Raw genomic sequence first — 16,554 nt, 5'->3', positions numbered from 1 at the left:
CTCAGTCCCGAGGGTGCGGTGAAACGCAGTCTGCTAAGACGGCTGCCGCTCGCCTGGCGCCGCCCGCTGGCCGTCACCGGCGGCGTGGTCGCGGTGTTCTGGCTGGTGATCGTGGTCGCCGCCCCGCTGCTCGCCCCGCACGATCCCCTCGCGCAGGACCTGCCCAGGCTGGCCGCTCCCGGCCCCGGGCACTGGTTCGGCACGGACGAGCTGGGCCGGGACGTGCTGAGCCGCGTGCTGTACGGCGCCAGGGTCTCCATCCCGCTCGCCCTGCTCCTTGTGACCATGTCGCTGCTGGTCGGCGGAGTACTCGGGGCTTGCGCCGGGTTCTTCGGGCGGTGGGTGGACGAGACCGTGATGCGGATCGCGGACCTGGTGTTCGCCTTCCCCACCGTCATCCTGGCGATGGTGGTCGCCGCTGCGCTCGGCGCCAGCCTGCAGAACGCGGTGCTGGCCGTCCTGGTCGTGTCCTGGCCGTCGTACGCCCGGGTCACCCGGGGTCTGGTCATGGGGATGCGGAACCGCGAATTCGTGCTCAGCGGACGGCTGTTGGGCTCCTCCGCGTGGCGGTCCATGCGCGTGGACATCCTGCCCAACGTCCTCGGACCGCTGCTGGTCCTTGCCACCCTCGACATCGGCACCGCGACGCTGCTGCTGTCCGGGCTGTCCTTCCTCGGTCTCGGCGCCAAACCGCCGACCGCCGAGTGGGGCGCGATGGTGGCGGACGGCACCCAGCAGTTCGACAAGTGGTGGATCGGGGTCTTCCCGGGCCTGGCCATCCTCACCGTCGTCCTCGCCTTCAACTTCCTCGGCGACACACTCCGGGACGCCCTCGATCCCGGCACCGCCCGCACGATCGGCGCGGAGAAGGAGCGTGTGGCATGACTCCAGTGAGTGCCGGCAACGTGCTGGAGATCAGCGGCCTCACCCTCGATCTGGGCGGCCGTCGCATCCTCGGCGGCGTCGACCTCGCCCTCCAGCCCGGCCGTATCCATGGGCTCGCCGGGGAGAGCGGATCGGGCAAGACCATGACCGGTCTCGCGACCCTCGGCCTGCTGCCGCCCGGCGCCCGTACCGGCGGGCGGATCGAGTTCGAGGGCACCGACCTGCTGACCCTGCCTCCCAAGCGGATCGGGGCGTTGCGCGGCCGGGTGATGAGCATGGTGTTCCAGGACCCGTCCACCAGCCTGCACCCCATGCTCAGCATCGGACACCAGCTCACCGACCACCTGCGCCACCACCTCAAGCTGGACCGCAAGGCCGCGAAGGAGAAGGCCGCCGAGCTGCTCGCGCAGGTCCGTATCCCCAACCCCCGCGAGGCGCTGGGGCGTTACCCGCACCAGTTCTCCGGCGGGATGCGCCAGCGCATCGCGATCGCCATCGCGCTGGCCTGCGAACCGAAGGTACTGATCGCCGACGAGCCGACCACCGCCCTCGACGTGACCGTGCAGGCCGGTGTGCTGCGGCTGCTGCGCGGCCTCTGCGACGACCTGGGCCTCGCCGTCCTGCTTGTCACCCACGACCTGGGCGTGATGTCCGCGATCGCCGACGAGGTGAGCGTGATGCACCACGGCCTCGTCGTCGAGACCGGCCCGCGCGGCCGGGTGCTCACCGAGCCACAGCACGAGTACACCCGTACGCTCCTGGACGCGCTCCCCGGAAGGAGCACCGTATGACCCCCCTCCTCTCGGTCGACGACCTCGTCGTTCAGTACCACCGGCCGGGCGGGCCGCCCACCCGCGCCGTCGCCGGGGTCAGCCTCCAGGTGCGGGCCGGTGAAGTCGTCGGGCTGGTCGGCGAGTCGGGCTGCGGCAAGTCCACCCTGGCCCGCGCGGTCTGCGGCCTCACCGCACCGGCGGAAGGCCGGATCACCTACGACGGCACACGGGTGCGCCCGCTGCGGGTGCGCCGCCGCGACCCGGCCCTCACCGGCGTCCAGATGGTCTTCCAGGATCCGTACGGCTCCCTCAACCCGCGCCGCCGGGTAGGCGCGCAGATCACGGACGGCATCCGTGCCGCGGCGGGACGTGGTGAGGCACCCTCGGACGCCACCCCGGAGGATCTGCTGATCCGGGTCGGGCTGCCGGCGAGCGCCGCACAGGGCTACCCGCAGGAGTTCTCCGGTGGTCAGCGGCAGCGCATCGCCATCGCCCGTGCGCTCGCCGCCCGCCCCCGGCTGCTCGTCGGAGACGAACCGATCTCCGCCCTCGACGCCTCCGCCCAGCTCCAAGTGGCCACGCTGATGCGGTCGTTGGCGGTCGAGTCGGGCGCCGGGCTGCTGTTCATCAGCCACGATCTGTCCGTCGTACGGCTGATCGCCGACCGGATCGCCGTGATGTACCTCGGGCGGATCGTGGAGACCGGCCCCACCGCCGAGGTCTGGGCCGACCCACGGCACCCCTACACCCGGGCGCTGCTGGCCGCCGTACCGAAGCCGGACGGGGCGGGAGTGCTGCCCGCCGAACTCCCCGGCGACGTACCCGACCCCGCCGATCCGCCGAGCGGCTGCCGCTTCCACCCCCGCTGCCCACGGGTCTTCGACGGCTGCGACCGCGAGGAACCGCAGCTGAGCGCCGGGGGCGTCGCGTGCCGTTTGTACGCGGCCTGACCTGGGCCGGACGGTCCGCCCCGGAGCGGGGTACCGGACCCGCGCGCCCTCCCGGCGGCGGCCGTGGGGCCCGCCGGGTGCGCGCGGTCCAGTGACCCACCCGGGGCCGCGCGCCCCACCCCGTTCCTCATGACCCGAATCGATCCGCCCCGGTCCCGCTCCACCCCAATACACCTCCGCACAACGCGACCTCCCGACGACGGCCCCACCGGGACGCGGCCACCGGCCCCCAACCCACCGACGGCGTTCCCAGCGGCCCCGCGTCAGCGGCACCCCGCCGGCGACCCTTCCGCCCGCACGACACTTCACGACTTCACGGAGCCCCGATGCCCGACGACGGCCACCCCTGCCACCCGGCCGACCCGCCCGCGCCCCTGTACCCGGCCGGCCGCCTTCGCACCGCCGGACAGGCCGCGGCCCGAGCCGGTCTGGACGCCCTGCTGATCTCGCCCGGCGCGGACCTGCGCTACCTGACCGGCTACGACGCCCTGCCGCTGGAGCGGCTCACCTGCCTGGTCCTGCCGGCCGACGGCGACCCCTTCCTCCTCGTACCGGCCCTGGAGGAACCCGCCGCCCAGGCGTCCCCGGCCGGTGACCTGGGCATCGAGATCACCGCCTGGAGTGAGACCGAGGACCCCTACGCCCTCGTGGCGGCCCGGCTGCCCGCCCGGACGGCCCGCCTCGGCGTCGACAACCGCATGTGGGCGGAGAAGACCATCGCCTTCCGCACCGCCCTGCCGGGCGCCCGCCAGGAACTGGCCGGAGACGTGCTGAACGAGTTGCGGATGCGCAAGACCCCGCAGGAGGTGGCCGCCCTGCGCCGGGCCGGCGCGGCCATCGACCGGGTGCACGCCCGCATGGGCGAGTGGCTGCGGGCCGGACGTACCGAACGCGAGGTCGGACGGGACATCGCGGACGCGATCACCGCGGAGGGGCACGCCCGCGTCGACTTCGTCATCGTCGGCTCCGGCCCGCACAGCGCCAGCCCGCACCACGAACTGTCCGACCGCACGATCCGGCCCGGCGATCCCGTGGTGGTCGACATCGGCGGTACGACCCAGGAGGGCTACTGCTCCGACTCCACCCGCGTGTACGCGGTGGGCGAGCCACCCGCCGACTTCCGCCGGCTCCACGACGTGCTGCTGCGCGCCCAACGCGCCCAGACCGACGCCGTACGGCCGGGCATCACCGCCGGACAACTCGACGCCGTCGGCCGGGACATCATCAGCGACGCCGGATACGGGCCCTGCTTCATCCACCGCACCGGACACGGCATCGGCCTGGAGAGCCACGAGGAGCCCTACATCGTGACCGGCAATCCGCTCCCGCTGACACCGGGCATGGCCTTCTCCGTCGAACCCGGCATCTATCTGCCCGGCCGGTACGGGGCGCGGATCGAGGACATCGTGATCTGCACGGAGGAGGGCGGGGAGCGCCTCAACCGCATCCCCCGGGATCTGGTCGTACTCCCCTGACCCGGACCCGTGAACAAGAAGACGAGCGGACCGGGGACAGGACCCGGCGACGCCCCACATTCCCCGGTTGACGCTGAGTACCGAGGCGGAGAACACCGTCGGCACGACGGTGGCCAGGGCCGCGGGCCGCCACATCGCCGACGAACCGCCACTCACCCACTCAAGGATCGAGCCATGCCCACTTCACCGTCCCGTTCCGCCCGTCCCGCCGCCGGCGACGGCGCCCGCCCGGGTGGCGCACCCGCCGACCTGGCCGAGGTGTGGGCGGTGATCACGGGCATGTACGCGGGCTACACCGCGGGCGACCGCGAGCACATCGACTCATTCCTCGACCCCGAGGCCACCATCTGGGACTCGGCGACCCCCGAACTCCTCTGCGGCAGAACCGAGTTGAACCAGATCCGGGACAACCGCCCCACGGCCGACGGCGGCCCCGCCGAGACCGGCCTCACGGCATACGGCCAGATCGTCGACGTCTTCGGAGACCTGGCCGTGGCCCGCTACTGGCTACGAGTCGACTTCCGCACGGCCCCGCCGGACCTGGCCCGCAACACCGCGGTCCTGCGCCGCGCCCACCCCGACGGCCACTGGCTCGTCGTACACCTGCACGAGGACGTCCAGAGTGCTCCGGAGCAGGGGAGAAACTCCGGCAACACAACAGCCCCAGGCCACTGACCTGGGGTTCCCGTTGTCGACCGTGGTTGTCCGTTCTTACGGGCACGCTGTGGGCACGGGCGCTACCAGCAGCCGGGTGCGCGCGACGCTTACGCCGATCGGATCGGATCGACTCTCGCGCCGATCTGGAGTGTTCCGTCGCGTCTGCACATGCCGGGACCGGCACTCAGGCGTGGACCCGCGTATGTTGGTGAAGTATTCTTCTATGTACATCACCAACATTGCGCAGGAGGTGCCCCATGTCTGTGACCCAGATCGACATCGATGACGATGCCTTGGAGCGCGCCATGGCTCTGTCCAAGGTCAGGACCAAGAAGGAGGCGGTCAATCTCGCTCTGCACTTCTACGCCGAGCAGCAGGAGCGTGCGGCGCGCATCAGCCGTCACTTCGAGCGTGCGCGTGAGTGGGGTGCCGTCGAGGACGCCGAGCGCCTGCATCGGGCGGAGAAGCGCAGCCGGTGATCTACTTGCTTGACACGTCCGGCCTTGTCCGGCTGCTCCGCGATCCGAAACTGCAATCGGCCTGGTACGACGCGATCGATGCCGGCGCCATCGCATCCTGCTACATGCAACGCGCCGAGTTTCTCCACAGCGCCCGGAACGGACGCGAGTACGACGAGATCACGGAGATGTTCACCGATCTCTATCTCGACGCGGCGGTGCCGAAGAACGCAGGGCGCTGGATCAGTGCGGTGCAACACCGTATGGCCCAGGCCGGGGAGCATCGCAGTGCCTCGGCGGTGGACCTCGTCATCGCCGCTACCGCGGCCCACCACGGCCTGGCTGTCCTCCACGACGATGCCGACTACCGCGCTATTGCCCGGCACGCATCCGACCTGACCGAGCACAACGTCCACGACATCGTCTGAGGCCTTTTCAGCGCCTGACAGGTTGTGGAGTTGTCCTCACCGTCAGGCGAAGGTGGCGATCAAAGCGAGAGCGGAACTCACCAGGGCTACGAGTCCGGGGACGCCGTCGCATTTGGTCAGGATCTGTTCCAGAGTGGTCCTCGCCACGGTGCGGCCGTCGGTGTCGTCGAGACGTTGCTGGGCGGTGAGATCGAGAAGGACGAAAGCGGCCCATAAGCCAACGACCATCACGAATGGGGCCAACTCTGCGGCTGTGGTGCGCAGACGCGCGAGTCCGGCCAGTACGGCGAGGGTCATGACGGCCCGGCGAAGGTACAGCAAATCCTCGGCGGCGGCGCAGCGCTCGATGACCGGGGTGAGTTGCAAACCGAAGGCGGGTACAGGGCGGCCGACGGCGACGCGGTTGCGTACCCAGCGAACATAACCGTGCCCGATGATTACTTTCGGCTGTGATTTCTCGGGCACCTCGCCTGCGTCGGCATCCTTCTGTGCTCTCTGCTTCTTGTCCAGCCGCTTCTGCACGAACTCGGGCGTCAGCTTCTTCTGGAGCTTGGCCCGCCCTCTCTTCTGCCATGTGCGGAACTCCGCTGTGGAGTCAGGTCGCAAGTAGGTCGCCGCACTTAACAGCCGCGTCGTCTCCGTCTGCTCCAGCCCCTGGCTGTGCGTGCCGCCCGGGAAACCCAGTGGTACGGAAGGCGCGTTGAACAACGAGCTGTCGATGGTCGCGGGTCCGCGTCCTTGCCGAGCTCTCTGCCCAATCCCATGGCTCGCTCACGCCCCGTCCGCGCCCCGGCGTGCCCCCTTGGCTGCCGACGGTCCATGCTGCCGTGTGTCCTGGACTCTGGCTATACCACCAACCGCGACAACACAGGCAGGCCAAGGAGCGCGAGTGGCGTCCAGATCGCGCCGCTCTGCGGTGGGGGGGGCAACGGGGTGTCGAGGGCTTCGGCGGCTTCGTGCCAACAAACAAACCCCAGGTCATTGACCTGGGGTTTCAGGATGGAGCGGGTGACGAGAATCGAACTCGCACTCTCAGCTTGGGAAGCTGATGTTCTACCACTAAACTACACCCGCGTAAGACGCCGGTTTGGCCGGTGTCGAATGCCCGCTCACTCTACCTCATGCCTGGCCCCCGGCGCTGAAGCCGTGGGGCCAGGGTGCGTTCCGGGGGAGGGGATGCGGCTGCGGGGGGCCGGAGTTGGGGCGTACGGTGGGGGCGCGGAAGAGGGTCTGTGTGCGACCGGAGTGCCGCCTGGAGGGTCATCCATTACGTCCCGTAATGTGGGCTTTCGTCGTCAGTCAGACGCGGCTCTGGGGAAGGGACTCTGAGGACTTGATGGAGCGCACCGTCGTCCGTTGTGCCGAGGGGCACGTGTTCAGCACCGCTTCGTTCCCGATGCAGCAGGCCGAGCGGCTCGGTCCTGGTCGGCTCATCCGGTGTCCGCGGTGTGCGCGGCTCCGGAACGTCGTACCGGTCACGCTCGAGAAGCGATAGAGGGCGGGGTAGGGAGCGGTAGGGAAACTGCAGGCCCTGTGTGAGGTGCGGGGGACTGTGCGCAATTGCAGACAGTCCCCGCGTATCCTCGGGGCGTGCTTCTCTCAGACAAGGACATCCGGGCCGAGATCGATTCCGGACGGGTGCGGATCGATCCGTACGACGAATCCATGGTGCAGCCGTCGAGCGTCGACGTGCGGCTCGACCGCTACTTCCGGGTGTTCGAGAATCACCGCTATCCACACATTGATCCGTCCGTCGAACAGGCGGATCTGACGCGGCTCGTCGAGCCCGAGGGCGACGAGCCGTTCATCCTCCACCCCGGGGAGTTCGTCCTCGCCAGTACGTACGAGGTCATCTCGCTCCCCGACGACCTCGCTTCGCGGCTCGAGGGCAAGAGCTCGCTCGGGCGGCTCGGGCTCGTCACCCACTCCACCGCGGGGTTCATCGACCCCGGGTTCTCCGGGCACGTCACCCTCGAACTGTCGAACCTGGCGACCCTCCCCATCAAGCTCTGGCCCGGTATGAAGATCGGCCAGCTGTGCATGTTCCAGCTCAGCTCGGCGGCCGAGTTCCCCTACGGCAGTGACCGGTACGGGTCGCGCTACCAGGGACAGCGTGGACCGACCGCGTCCCGGTCCTTCCTCAACTTCCATCGGACCCAGGTGTGAGCGACGCAGACGTGCGGGAGAACCTGACCTACGAGGCGTTCGGCACCGCCGTGCGCGAGATCGCGCAGACAATCGCCGACGACGGGTACGAGCCCGACGTCATCTTGTCGATCGCGCGCGGCGGAGTGTTCGTCGCGGGCGGCCTGGCATACGCGCTGGACTGCAAGAACATCCATCTTGTCAACGTCGAGTTCTACGAGGGTGTCGGCAAGACGCTGGACATGCCGGTCATGCTGCCGCCAGTGCCCAATGCGGTCGACTTCAGATCGAAGAAGATCCTCGTCGCCGACGATGTCGCCGACACCGGGAAGACCCTCAAACTCGTGCATGACTTCGCGCTGGCGCATGCTGCGGAGGTCCGCTCGGCTGTGATCTACGAGAAGCCGCAGTCTCTGGTGAAGTGTGAGTACGTGTGGAAGACGACTGATCGCTGGATCAATTTCCCGTGGAGCGTGTTGCCCGTAGTACGTAAGTCCGGCGAGCCGATCACTCCGTCCAAGGAAGCGCTCTGACGTGGGCTTAGAGCAGGGTCCGGAGGGAGTGCGCTCGACCGAGGAGGCTTGGTCCAAGCTGGCCACGGCGAACAGCCTGATCACTTTCATCGTCTGTGCCGCACTCGCCGCGTGGGTGATCTTCATTCTCGTCGGGTTGTTCGTGTTCGCAGGTGACTGACCGCCTGGAGTGTCGAACCGCCCGTGGTGAAGAGGGCCGGGCAGGTTCTTGACGCCTGACCTACCTGTATGACGCCTGACCTCGCCTGTCACATGGAGAAGGCCCCCGGTGGCGCACCTTCCGTTCTAGTGGTCGTCGCAACACCCCAGTTCAGGGGATGCGATGGACTTCAAGGTTCGGGAGATCCGGACGGCTCAGGGTCCGACGAAGCTGCTGCGTGAACGGGAGACATACTTCCAGCTCATGCAGCAGGGCTTCAGCAACAACCAGGCTTGCCGGATCGTCGGCATCAACGACAAGACCGGCCGGCGCTGGCGGAACGGCCGCAATGCCGACCGCAAGCAGAAGGCGGTATCCCCGGTTCGGCCGGTGGTGCCGCCTTCTGGTCCGTCGCGATACCTGCGCGAGGACGAGCGGATCTACATCGCCGACCGCCTGCGGGAGAAGGCAGCAGTCCGGCAGATCGCCGCTGAACTGGACCGCAGCCCGTCCACGGTCAGCCGGGAGATCCGCCGCAACCGCACCGTCGGAACCCGCGGACTGTGGCACTACCGCCCCCATGCTGCCCAGGCCCGCGCGGACGCCCGCCGGCTCCGCCCCAAAGCCGGGAAGATCAAGCAGAACCCCGAACTGTGCGCCTTCATCCAGGACCACCTGGACCTACGGTGGAGCCCTGAGCAGATCTGCCAGGCCCTGCGCACCCAGTTTCCCGACCGGCCGGAGATGCACGTGGTCCACGAGACCGTCTACCAGGCCCTCTATGTCCAGGGCCGGGGGGAACTACGCCGCGACCTCGCAAGAGCGCTGCGCACCGGCCGCGTCCGGCGCAAGCCCCGCCGCCAGGCCCAGCAGCGCCAGCCCCGTTTCCGCGACCCGATGGTGATGATCAGCGAGCGCCCCGCCGAGGTGGAGGACCGAGCGATACCCGGCCACTGGGAAGGCGACCTGATCATCGGAAAGGACGGTGCCTCCGCGATAGGCACCCTCGTCGAGCGCGCCACCCGCTACGTGATGCTCCTGCACCTGCCCAGCGGCCGGGGCACCGAACTGGTCCGCGACGCCCTGGTGGAGACCGTCCAAGGTCTCCCGGCCCATCTGAAGCGGTCCCTGACCTGGGACCAGGGCAGCGAGATAGGACGCCACCGCGAGTTCACCGTCGCCACCGACATCCCGGTCTACTTCTGCGACCCCGCCAGCCCCTGGCAGCGCGGCTCGAACGAGAACACCAATGGCCTGCTGCGGCAGTACTTCCCGAAGAGCACCGACCTGTCCGTCCACACCCGCGAGGACCTGGACGCCGTCGCCGCCGAACTCAACGGCCGCCCACGCAAAACGCTCGGCTGGGAAACCCCAGCCGAGCGCCTGCATAAACTGCTCGCGGCCTGATCAACACGACCACGTGTTGCAACGACCCCTAGAAACTGCCCACTGCGCTTTCCAGGGGCCTTCTCGTACGTACGTGACGTACCGGATGTACTAGAACGTACCCAGCTTGATGATCGACAGGATGGCGATCAGTTGGATGGCTGAGGCGGCGAGGGCCTTGGGCCAGGGGAGGTCGTGGGACTTGCTGACCATGAGGGTCAGGAGGGCGCCCGCGGCGACCCAGGTCGCCCAGCCGAGGAGCTGGACGAAGGAGGCGTCGCCGCCGAAGAACATGGCGACGACCAGGCGCGGGGCGTCCGTGAGGGACATGATCAGCATGGAGAGGCCGACCGTGGGCTGCCAGGCGCCGTCGCCGCCGAGCTGGCGGGCCAGGGTGTGGGTGACCACGCCGAGGACGAAGGTGCTGAGCACGATCGCGACGGCCGTCGTCAGGACGATCGGGATCGCGTTCGACAGGGTGGCGTTTATCGCGTCCTCGCGGGCTCCGTCGAAGCCGAAGACGGCGAGCAGGCCGTAGAGGAAGGTCACGATGAGGGCCGGAGCCCACATCGTGTAGTCGCGCATCTGGAGGAAGGTCTGGTTGGGGCGGGCGAAGATGCCCTTCAGCAGGTCCTTCCAGTGCAGGCGCGGGCCCACCGGCGGCGCCGGAGCCTGGCCGGCGCGGTAGGTGTCGCCCTGGACGTACGGGTCCTCGCCGACCGAGAAGGCCTGGGTGTGACCGGGCTGGTTCGCCGCGTACGGGTCCGGGCCCTGCTGCGGGTGCCCGTCACCGAAGTACTCCGGCTCGCCGTAACCCATGCCGCCACCGCCGTTGGCCTGGGGCCAGCCGCCCTGCTGTCCGCCGTACGGCTGCTGCCCGCCGCCGTACTGCTGCGGCGGCGCGGGTGGGTAGCCGTACGACGGCCCGCCTCCCTGGGGAGGCTGCGGGGCCTGCTGCCCGTACGACGGTTGCTGCTGTTGCGGTCGCCCTTGCGGGGCGCGGTTGTCCCGGCCGCGTCCGATCCTGAATCCAGCCACGTTATCGAACGTACCTGGTCCCGGAGAGTGATGTGCCGGGCCCGGCCTTCCCGGCCCGGCTTTGCGGCTGAGCTGTGACATCCCGTAGGGGGATTCCCTGGCGCCCCCTACGGGATGTCAGATACGCCGCCATTGCCCTCGGAGCGGGAAGGTCAGGGCTTGTTCATTTCCAGGAACTCCGACGTGGAGAAGGTGACCGTCGGCTTCTTCGCCACCAGGCCCTCCTTCTCCCCCGGGTAAAGCGCGACCGTGTCCTTGGTCTCTCCGGGGTACGTCCGTACCACCAGGTCCGCCCGCCCGTCCCCGGTGAAGTCGGCGACGGTGAGGACGCGGGTGGTGCCCTGGGCGGGCGGCTGGACGGTCACCATGCCCGCCGTGGACGGTCCGGTCGTACGGCCTCGGATCAGCCGTAGTTCCGAGCCGCTGGAGACGAGCTCGCTCAGGCCGTCCCCGTCGAAGTCGCCGGAGTCGAGTACCGAGCCCGCGGTGCCGATGCTGGACCGGGCGGTGCCGGGCAGGTCGTAGCGCAGCGAGGTGCCGCCCATCGCGCCGACCGCCGCGTCCAGGGCCTTGCCCCTGCCGAAGCTGCCGAGGGCGACGTCGATGCCGGTGGGCAGGGTGGCGCCGGTGCGCGTGGGGCCCTCCGGGCCGCCGAGGACGATCGCGGATGAGGCCGCGCCTTCCGCCGTACGGACGAGAAGGTCGTCGTAGCCGTCGTCGTTCACATCGGCCGCGGGCCCCGTGGGCACGTTGCCCGGGGAGGCGAGGGGAGCGCCCGCCGCGCGGGGGGCGCCCTTGCGGGTGAACGGGCCGCGCAGATAGCTGAGTTGACCGTTCGAGGCGTGCACGACGAGGTCGGTCGCGCCGTCTCCGTCGAAGTCGCCGGGGACCGGCTGGTCCGGCCACTCGTTGCCGAAGCGCGCCTTCGCGGGGATGGCCAGCTTCACGGCCTTGCCCGTCAGGCCCGACGGGGAGCCGAAGAGGATCTGGAGGGGTACGGGGGGCATGCCCTGTCCGTTGTACGGCGGGTCCGTGGAGACGACGAGGTCGGTGAAGCCGTCCCCGTCCAGGTCGCCGCTCGCCTCCGCGTCGAAGACGGCGGGGAGTTGGCCGTCGGTGGGGGCCGCCTGGCGGCTGGGGCTGAGGAGTTGGCGGGCGCCGGGTGTGAGGCCCCGGGCCGATCCGTACACGATGCCGATGCCCGCGTCGTCGCCGTGGGTGTCGTCCGGACCCTTGACCAGGTCGTTCAGTACGAGGTCGGGGTGGCCGTCGCCGTTGAAGTCGTCCGCCGTCTCGCTGCCCTCGCCGCGCGGGACGGGGAGCTGGGCGGGGGCGTTGGCCACGGTGATGGGGTCGCGGGTGGCGGGCGCCGCGGAGCTGTCGGCGCCTCCTCCCGCGCAGCCCGTCAGGAGCAGGGCACATCCGAGCCCCGTGACGGCAGCCGCCGTACCTATTCCGCTCCCGTTTCCTCGCACGCGCACCATCCATCTCGAACACACCGTCGACAACGACCGTCACATGATGGCCCTGTTGCGGCGGGGAGTTAAGGGGAACGACATGCGGGGTGGGTCACTCGGGGGTCACCAGAGGACCGGGCCGTCGATCACCAAGGGACCGGGCCGTCGACTACCAAGGGACCGGGCCGTCGATGTCGAAGTAACCCCCGGTGGGTCCGTCCGGGCCCGTCCGGGCCATGCGGACGATGATCTCGGCGCCCTCCTCGACGGTCTGGGTGCCGGTGCGGCCGTTCAGGTCGGTCGCGGTGTAGCCGGGCTCGACGCAGTTGATCCGCATCCCCGGGAACGCCTTCGCGTACTGCACGGTGATCAGGTTGACCGCCGTCTTCGAGGCCGGGTAGGCGATGCCCGGGTAGCCGTACGCCGGGCTGTCCGGGGTGGCGATGCGGGCCATCGAGCCCAGGCCGCTGCTCACGTTCACCACGACCGGGGCGGCGGAGCGCCGCAGCAGCGGCAGGAAGGCGTGGGTGACGCGCACGAGGCCGAAGACGTTCGTCTCGAAGGTCGACCGCATCAGGTCGGCGGTCACGTCCGCGGCGCCGATCACGGCGTTGTTGTCACCCCGCTCCTCGATACCGGCGTTGTTGATCAGTACGTCAAGACCTCCGCCGGCCTCGACGGCCTTCACCGCGGCCGCCACGGACGCGTCGTCGGTGACATCGAGCTGGACCGCCCGCGCACCGAGCAGCTCGGCGGCCCGGCGGCCCCGCTCGGCGTCGCGGCTGCCGACGTAGACGGTGTGGCCCGCGGCGACGAGGCGGCGGGCGGTCTCGAAGCCGAGACCCTTGTTCGCTCCGGTGATCAGGGTTGTAGTCGCTGTTGCTGTGGTTTCCATGGCTCCACAGTGCGACGGAGGCGGGCGGTCAGCCAGGCGTCCCGTTTTCCTGGGACTGGCAGTACCAGGACGATCCGAGCCGGGCGGTGCACAGTGGATCCATGGCGACCACGGAGTTCGGGCACACGGTGCGGCGCCGGCGCGAGCAGCTCTCCCCGGAGGACGCCGGGCTGCCCGTCGGCGGGCGGCGACGCGCGGCCGGGCTGCGCCGCGAGGAGCTCGCGCTGCTGGCCGGGATCTCCGTCGACTATGTCACCCGCCTCGAACAGGGCCGGGCGGCCAACCCGTCGGAGCAGGTCGTCGAGGCGCTGGGCCGGGCGCTGCGGCTGTCCGGAGCCGAGCGCGAGCACCTTTTCCATGTCGCGGGGCTCGTACCGCCGGGGAAGGGCACCGTGCCGGCGTACATCACGCCGAGCGTTCAGCGGATGCTGGACAGGCTGACCGGAACGCCGGTCGCGGTCAGCGACGCGGCCTGGACGCTGCTGCTGGCCAACCCGCTGTATGTGGCGTTGATGGGCGAGTACCACGGCAACGACCGCAACGCGGTGTGGCGCAACTTCCTCGGCTCCGGCAACCGCGTCCGCCACACCCCGGAGGCCCTGCGCACGCTTGAGGCCACGCAGGTCGCCGAGTTGCGTGCGACGGCGAACCGGTATCCCGCGGACCAGCGGCTGCGGCGGCTGATCACCGAACTGCGCACGAACAGCGCCCGGTTCGCCGAACTGTGGGACTCGGGCGCGGTGGGCCGGCCCGAGTCCTCGCGCAAGACCATCGACCACCCGCAGGTGGGCCCCCTGACGCTGGACTGCGATGTGCTGAGCGTCGCGGGCTGCGATCTGCGGATCATGATCTACACGGCCGAGCCCGGCACGGAGGACGCCGAACGGATGGCGCTGGTGGGGGTGTTGGGGACGCAGACGCTCAGTACTCCCTGAGGAACTTCCGCAGGAAATGCCACAGGGGCCGAGGAAACCCGGCCCCTGCAGCGTCAATCCGTGTACCTGCTACGTCACTTCACCGGCTCCGGCTCCGGCACGCTCTCCGTCTCCGCCGGGCCGGCCGGGTCGGCCGGGGTCCTGACCGAGTCGAGGAGGAGCTGGGCGACGTCGACGACCTGGACGGACTCCTTGGCCTGGCCGCCCGCGGCGGAGCCGCTGTCAGATGCAGCCTTCTTGCCGTTGACCGAGTCGGTCAGCATGACGAGGCAGAACGGGCAGGCGGTGGAAATGATGTCCGGGTTCAGCGAAAGGGCCTCGTCCACCCGCTCGTTGTTGATGCGCTTGCCGATGCGCTCCTCCATCCACATGCGGGCACCGCCGGCGCCGCAGCAGAAGCCGCGTTCCTTGTGGCGGTGCATCTCCTGCTGACGCAGGCCCGGGACGGCGGACATGATCTCGCGCGGGGGCGTGTAGATCTTGTTGTGGCGGCCCAGGTAGCACGGGTCGTGGTAGGTGATCAGGCCTTCCACCGGGGTGACCGGGACCAGCTTGCCCTCGTCGATGAGGTGCTGGAGCAGCTGGGTGTGGTGGATGACCTCGTAGTCGCCGCCGAGCTGCGGGTATTCGTTGCCGAGGGTGTTGAGGCAGTGCGGGCAGGTGGCGACGATCTTCTTCGCGGACTTCGGCTTCTTCGTGGCCGGGTCCTCGTCGTCCTCGCCGTACGCCATGTTCAGCGCGGCGACGTTCTCCATGCCGAGCTCCTGGAACAGCGGCTCGTTGCCCAGCCTGCGGGCCGAGTCACCGGTGCACTTCTCGTCGCCGCCCATGATGGCGAAGGAGACGCCCGCCATGTGCAGGAGTTCCGCGAAGGCCTTGGTGGTCTTCTTGGCCCGGTCCTCCAGGGCGCCGGCGCAGCCCACCCAGTACAGGTAGTCGACCTCGGACAGGTCCTCGATGTCGCGGCCGACGACCGGGATCTCGAAGTCGACCTCCTTGGTCCACTCCAGGCGCTGCTTCTTGGCCAGCCCCCAGGGGTTGCCCTTCTTCTCCAGGTTCTTGAGCATCGTGCCCGCCTCGGACGGGAACGCGGACTCGATCATCACCTGGTAGCGGCGCATGTCGACGATGTGGTCGATGTGCTCGATGTCGACCGGGCACTGTTCGACGCAGGCGCCGCAGGTGGTGCAGGACCACAGGACGTCCGGGTCGATGACGCCGTTCTCTTCGAGGGTGCCGATGAGGGGGCGCTCGGCCTCCGCCAGGGCGGCGGCGGGCACATCCGCGAGCTGCTCCTTGGTGGCCTTCTCCGCGCCCTCGGCGTCCTTGCCGCCGCCGGCCAGCAGGTAGGGAGCCTTGGCGTGGGCGTGGTCCCGCAGCGACATGATCAGCAGCTTCGGGGAGAGCGGCTTGCCGGTGTTCCAGGCCGGGCACTGCGACTGGCAGCGCCCGCACTCGGTGCAGGTGGAGAAGTCGAGCAGGCCCTTCCAGGAGAACTGCTCGACCTGGCTGACACCGAACACGTCGTCCTCACCGGGATCGGTGAAGTCGATGTCCTTGCCGCCCGAGGTCATCGGCAGCAGCCCGCCGAGCGCGACCGAGCCCTTGGCGTTCCGCTTGAACCAGATGTTGGGGAAGGCCAGGAAACGGTGCCAGGCCACGCCCATGTCGGTCTTCAGCGAGACGACGATCATCCAGACGAACGAGGTCCCGATCTTGATCATCGCGGTGAGATAGATCAGGTTCTGGAGCGTGCCGACGTCCGTCCCCTTGAAGGCGGCGACGATCGGGTACGAGGCGAAGTACGCGGCCTCGTAGCCGTGCACGTCGGCGAGGGCGCCCTCCAGGCCGCGCAGGGTCATGATCGCGAGCCCGATGATCAGGATGACGGACTCGACGAAGTAGGCCTGGCCGGTGTTGGACCCGGCGAAGCGGGACTTGCGGCCGGGCTTGTCCGCCTTGGAGAGCTGACGGATGACGATCAGCGTGAGGATGCCGAGGGTCGTCATCAGCCCGATGAACTCGACGAAGATCTCGTACGGCAGCCAGTGGCCGATGACCGGCAGCACCCAGTCGGCCTGGAAGAGCTGCCCGAAGGCGTTCACCAGGGTCGCGACCAGCGAGAAGAAGCCGACGGCGACGAACCAGTGCGCGACGCCGACCACGCCCCAGCGGTTCATCCGGGTGTGGCCGAGGAACTCCCTGACCACCGTGACGGTGCGCGCGGCCCAGTCGTCGGTGCGGGTGCCCGCGGGGACGTCCTGGCCGAGCCGTACGAACCGGTAGATCTGTGCGATGGCTCTGCTGAACAGCGCCACGCCGACCACGGCGAGTACCAGCGACACAATGATCGCGGCGAGTTGCATTTGGGGGCTCCTCGGGCCTGCGAGGTGTTGCTCC

17 protein-coding genes and 1 tRNA gene are annotated in these 16,554 nt (G+C 69.4%); 12 read left to right on the top strand and 6 right to left on the bottom strand.

The window, feature by feature from the left end:
• Positions 1 to 18: 18 nt before the first annotated feature.
• From ACFVKT_RS11705 to ACFVKT_RS11675, 7 genes are all read left to right on the top strand, one after another.
• Positions 19 to 885, top strand: a complete 867-nt coding sequence (locus ACFVKT_RS11705; RefSeq protein WP_385730201.1) for an ABC transporter permease — start codon at positions 19 to 21, stop codon at positions 883 to 885.
• A complete protein-coding gene (locus tag ACFVKT_RS11700) occupies positions 882 to 1,676 on the top strand; it encodes an ABC transporter ATP-binding protein (RefSeq protein ID WP_385730199.1) in 795 nt (264 codons plus the stop codon). Before ACFVKT_RS11705 ends, ACFVKT_RS11700 begins: the two co-directional genes overlap by 4 nt.
• Positions 1,673 to 2,608: an ABC transporter ATP-binding protein gene (locus ACFVKT_RS11695; RefSeq protein WP_385730196.1), complete on the top strand. Its 936-nt coding sequence runs from the start codon at positions 1,673 to 1,675 to the stop codon at positions 2,606 to 2,608. The genes ACFVKT_RS11700 and ACFVKT_RS11695 overlap by 4 nt, the downstream gene beginning before the upstream one ends.
• 326 nt (positions 2,609 to 2,934) lie before the next feature.
• On the top strand, positions 2,935 to 4,083 hold the full coding sequence (locus ACFVKT_RS11690; protein ID WP_385730194.1) for a M24 family metallopeptidase: 1,149 nt from the start codon (positions 2,935 to 2,937) through the stop codon (positions 4,081 to 4,083).
• A 174-nt stretch (positions 4,084 to 4,257) separates the two neighbouring features.
• Positions 4,258 to 4,758, top strand: a complete 501-nt coding sequence (locus tag ACFVKT_RS11685) for a DUF4440 domain-containing protein (protein WP_385730192.1) — start codon at positions 4,258 to 4,260, stop codon at positions 4,756 to 4,758.
• Between the two features lie 239 nt (positions 4,759 to 4,997).
• The gene (locus tag ACFVKT_RS11680; protein ID WP_270082585.1) at positions 4,998 to 5,219 is read left to right on the top strand and encodes a type II toxin-antitoxin system VapB family antitoxin; all 222 of its coding nucleotides are present in this window, start codon (positions 4,998 to 5,000) and stop codon (positions 5,217 to 5,219) included.
• The gene (locus ACFVKT_RS11675) at positions 5,216 to 5,626 is read left to right on the top strand and encodes a PIN domain-containing protein (RefSeq protein ID WP_385730189.1); all 411 of its coding nucleotides are present in this window, start codon (positions 5,216 to 5,218) and stop codon (positions 5,624 to 5,626) included. Before ACFVKT_RS11680 ends, ACFVKT_RS11675 begins: the two co-directional genes overlap by 4 nt.
• Before the next feature lie 42 nt (positions 5,627 to 5,668).
• Here the strand turns inward: ACFVKT_RS11675 and ACFVKT_RS11670 are convergent, their stop codons facing one another.
• The gene (locus ACFVKT_RS11670) at positions 5,669 to 6,334 is read right to left on the bottom strand and encodes a hypothetical protein (RefSeq protein ID WP_385730187.1); all 666 of its coding nucleotides are present in this window, start codon (positions 6,332 to 6,334) and stop codon (positions 5,669 to 5,671) included.
• Positions 6,335 to 6,626: 292 nt separating this feature from the next.
• Positions 6,627 to 6,700, bottom strand: a tRNA-Gly gene (locus ACFVKT_RS11665).
• 516 nt (positions 6,701 to 7,216) lie between these two features.
• Here ACFVKT_RS11665 and dcd point away from each other — a divergent pair.
• The 4 genes from dcd to ACFVKT_RS11645 all read left to right on the top strand — a co-directional run bounded on the left by dcd (position 7,217) and on the right by ACFVKT_RS11645 (position 9,850).
• A complete protein-coding gene (gene dcd / locus ACFVKT_RS11660) occupies positions 7,217 to 7,792 on the top strand; it encodes a dCTP deaminase (RefSeq protein WP_385730185.1) in 576 nt (191 codons plus the stop codon).
• On the top strand, positions 7,789 to 8,304 hold the full coding sequence (locus ACFVKT_RS11655; protein ID WP_385730183.1) for a phosphoribosyltransferase: 516 nt from the start codon (positions 7,789 to 7,791) through the stop codon (positions 8,302 to 8,304). The genes dcd and ACFVKT_RS11655 overlap by 4 nt, the downstream gene beginning before the upstream one ends.
• Before the next feature lies 1 nt (position 8,305).
• A complete protein-coding gene (locus tag ACFVKT_RS11650; protein ID WP_385730181.1) occupies positions 8,306 to 8,464 on the top strand; it encodes a hypothetical protein in 159 nt (52 codons plus the stop codon).
• Positions 8,465 to 8,707: 243 nt separating this feature from the next.
• Positions 8,708 to 9,850, top strand: a complete 1,143-nt coding sequence (locus tag ACFVKT_RS11645) for an IS30 family transposase (protein ID WP_385731048.1) — start codon at positions 8,708 to 8,710, stop codon at positions 9,848 to 9,850.
• A gap of 90 nt (positions 9,851 to 9,940) precedes the next feature.
• On the opposite strand, the gene ACFVKT_RS11640 is transcribed toward ACFVKT_RS11645, so the two are convergent.
• From ACFVKT_RS11640 to ACFVKT_RS11630, 3 genes are all read right to left on the bottom strand, one after another.
• The gene (locus ACFVKT_RS11640; RefSeq protein WP_385730179.1) at positions 9,941 to 10,948 is read right to left on the bottom strand and encodes a Yip1 family protein; all 1,008 of its coding nucleotides are present in this window, start codon (positions 10,946 to 10,948) and stop codon (positions 9,941 to 9,943) included.
• A gap of 71 nt (positions 10,949 to 11,019) precedes the next feature.
• Entirely contained in the window at positions 11,020 to 12,351 is a 1,332-nt protein-coding gene (locus ACFVKT_RS11635) for an FG-GAP repeat domain-containing protein (RefSeq protein ID WP_385730177.1), read from the bottom strand.
• A 142-nt stretch (positions 12,352 to 12,493) separates the two neighbouring features.
• On the bottom strand, positions 12,494 to 13,219 hold the full coding sequence (locus ACFVKT_RS11630) for an SDR family NAD(P)-dependent oxidoreductase (RefSeq protein ID WP_385730175.1): 726 nt from the start codon (positions 13,217 to 13,219) through the stop codon (positions 12,494 to 12,496).
• A gap of 101 nt (positions 13,220 to 13,320) precedes the next feature.
• Between ACFVKT_RS11630 and ACFVKT_RS11625 the strand changes: the two genes are divergently transcribed.
• On the top strand, positions 13,321 to 14,154 hold the full coding sequence (locus ACFVKT_RS11625; protein ID WP_385730173.1) for a helix-turn-helix transcriptional regulator: 834 nt from the start codon (positions 13,321 to 13,323) through the stop codon (positions 14,152 to 14,154).
• A 74-nt stretch (positions 14,155 to 14,228) separates the two neighbouring features.
• Here ACFVKT_RS11625 and ACFVKT_RS11620 read toward each other — a convergent pair whose 3' ends face one another.
• Positions 14,229 to 16,520 (bottom strand): (Fe-S)-binding protein, encoded by a 2,292-nt coding sequence (locus ACFVKT_RS11620; RefSeq protein WP_385730172.1) that lies wholly within the window; start codon positions 16,518 to 16,520, stop codon positions 14,229 to 14,231.
• Positions 16,521 to 16,554: the final 34 nt, after the last annotated feature.

The organism is Streptomyces sp. NPDC127595 (genome assembly GCF_042671685.1).
Taxonomy (GTDB): Bacteria; Actinomycetota; Actinomycetes; order Streptomycetales; family Streptomycetaceae; genus Streptomyces.
The sequence above is the reverse complement of the archived record's forward strand: the minus strand, read 5'-3'. Positions and strand labels throughout refer to the sequence as shown.

Bases quoted from the DNA above. Each gene is read 5' to 3' on its own strand.
- ACFVKT_RS11625 (WP_385730173.1), top strand. From the start codon at position 13,321: ATGGCGACCACGGAGTTCGGGCACACGGTGCGGCGCCGGCGCGAGCAG.
- ACFVKT_RS11690 (WP_385730194.1), top strand. From the start codon at position 2,935: ATGCCCGACGACGGCCACCCCTGCCACCCGGCCGACCCGCCCGCGCCC.
- ACFVKT_RS11635 (WP_385730177.1), bottom strand. From the start codon at position 12,351: ATGGTGCGCGTGCGAGGAAACGGGAGCGGAATAGGTACGGCGGCTGCC.
- ACFVKT_RS11685 (WP_385730192.1), top strand. From the start codon at position 4,258: ATGCCCACTTCACCGTCCCGTTCCGCCCGTCCCGCCGCCGGCGACGGC.
- ACFVKT_RS11645 (WP_385731048.1), top strand. From the start codon at position 8,708: ATGCAGCAGGGCTTCAGCAACAACCAGGCTTGCCGGATCGTCGGCATC.
- ACFVKT_RS11695 (WP_385730196.1), top strand. From the start codon at position 1,673: ATGACCCCCCTCCTCTCGGTCGACGACCTCGTCGTTCAGTACCACCGG.
- ACFVKT_RS11630 (WP_385730175.1), bottom strand. From the start codon at position 13,219: ATGGAAACCACAGCAACAGCGACTACAACCCTGATCACCGGAGCGAAC.
- ACFVKT_RS11680 (WP_270082585.1), top strand. From the start codon at position 4,998: ATGTCTGTGACCCAGATCGACATCGATGACGATGCCTTGGAGCGCGCC.
- ACFVKT_RS11700 (WP_385730199.1), top strand. From the start codon at position 882: ATGACTCCAGTGAGTGCCGGCAACGTGCTGGAGATCAGCGGCCTCACC.
- ACFVKT_RS11620 (WP_385730172.1), bottom strand. From the start codon at position 16,520: ATGCAACTCGCCGCGATCATTGTGTCGCTGGTACTCGCCGTGGTCGGC.
- ACFVKT_RS11640 (WP_385730179.1), bottom strand. From the start codon at position 10,948: ATGTCACAGCTCAGCCGCAAAGCCGGGCCGGGAAGGCCGGGCCCGGCA.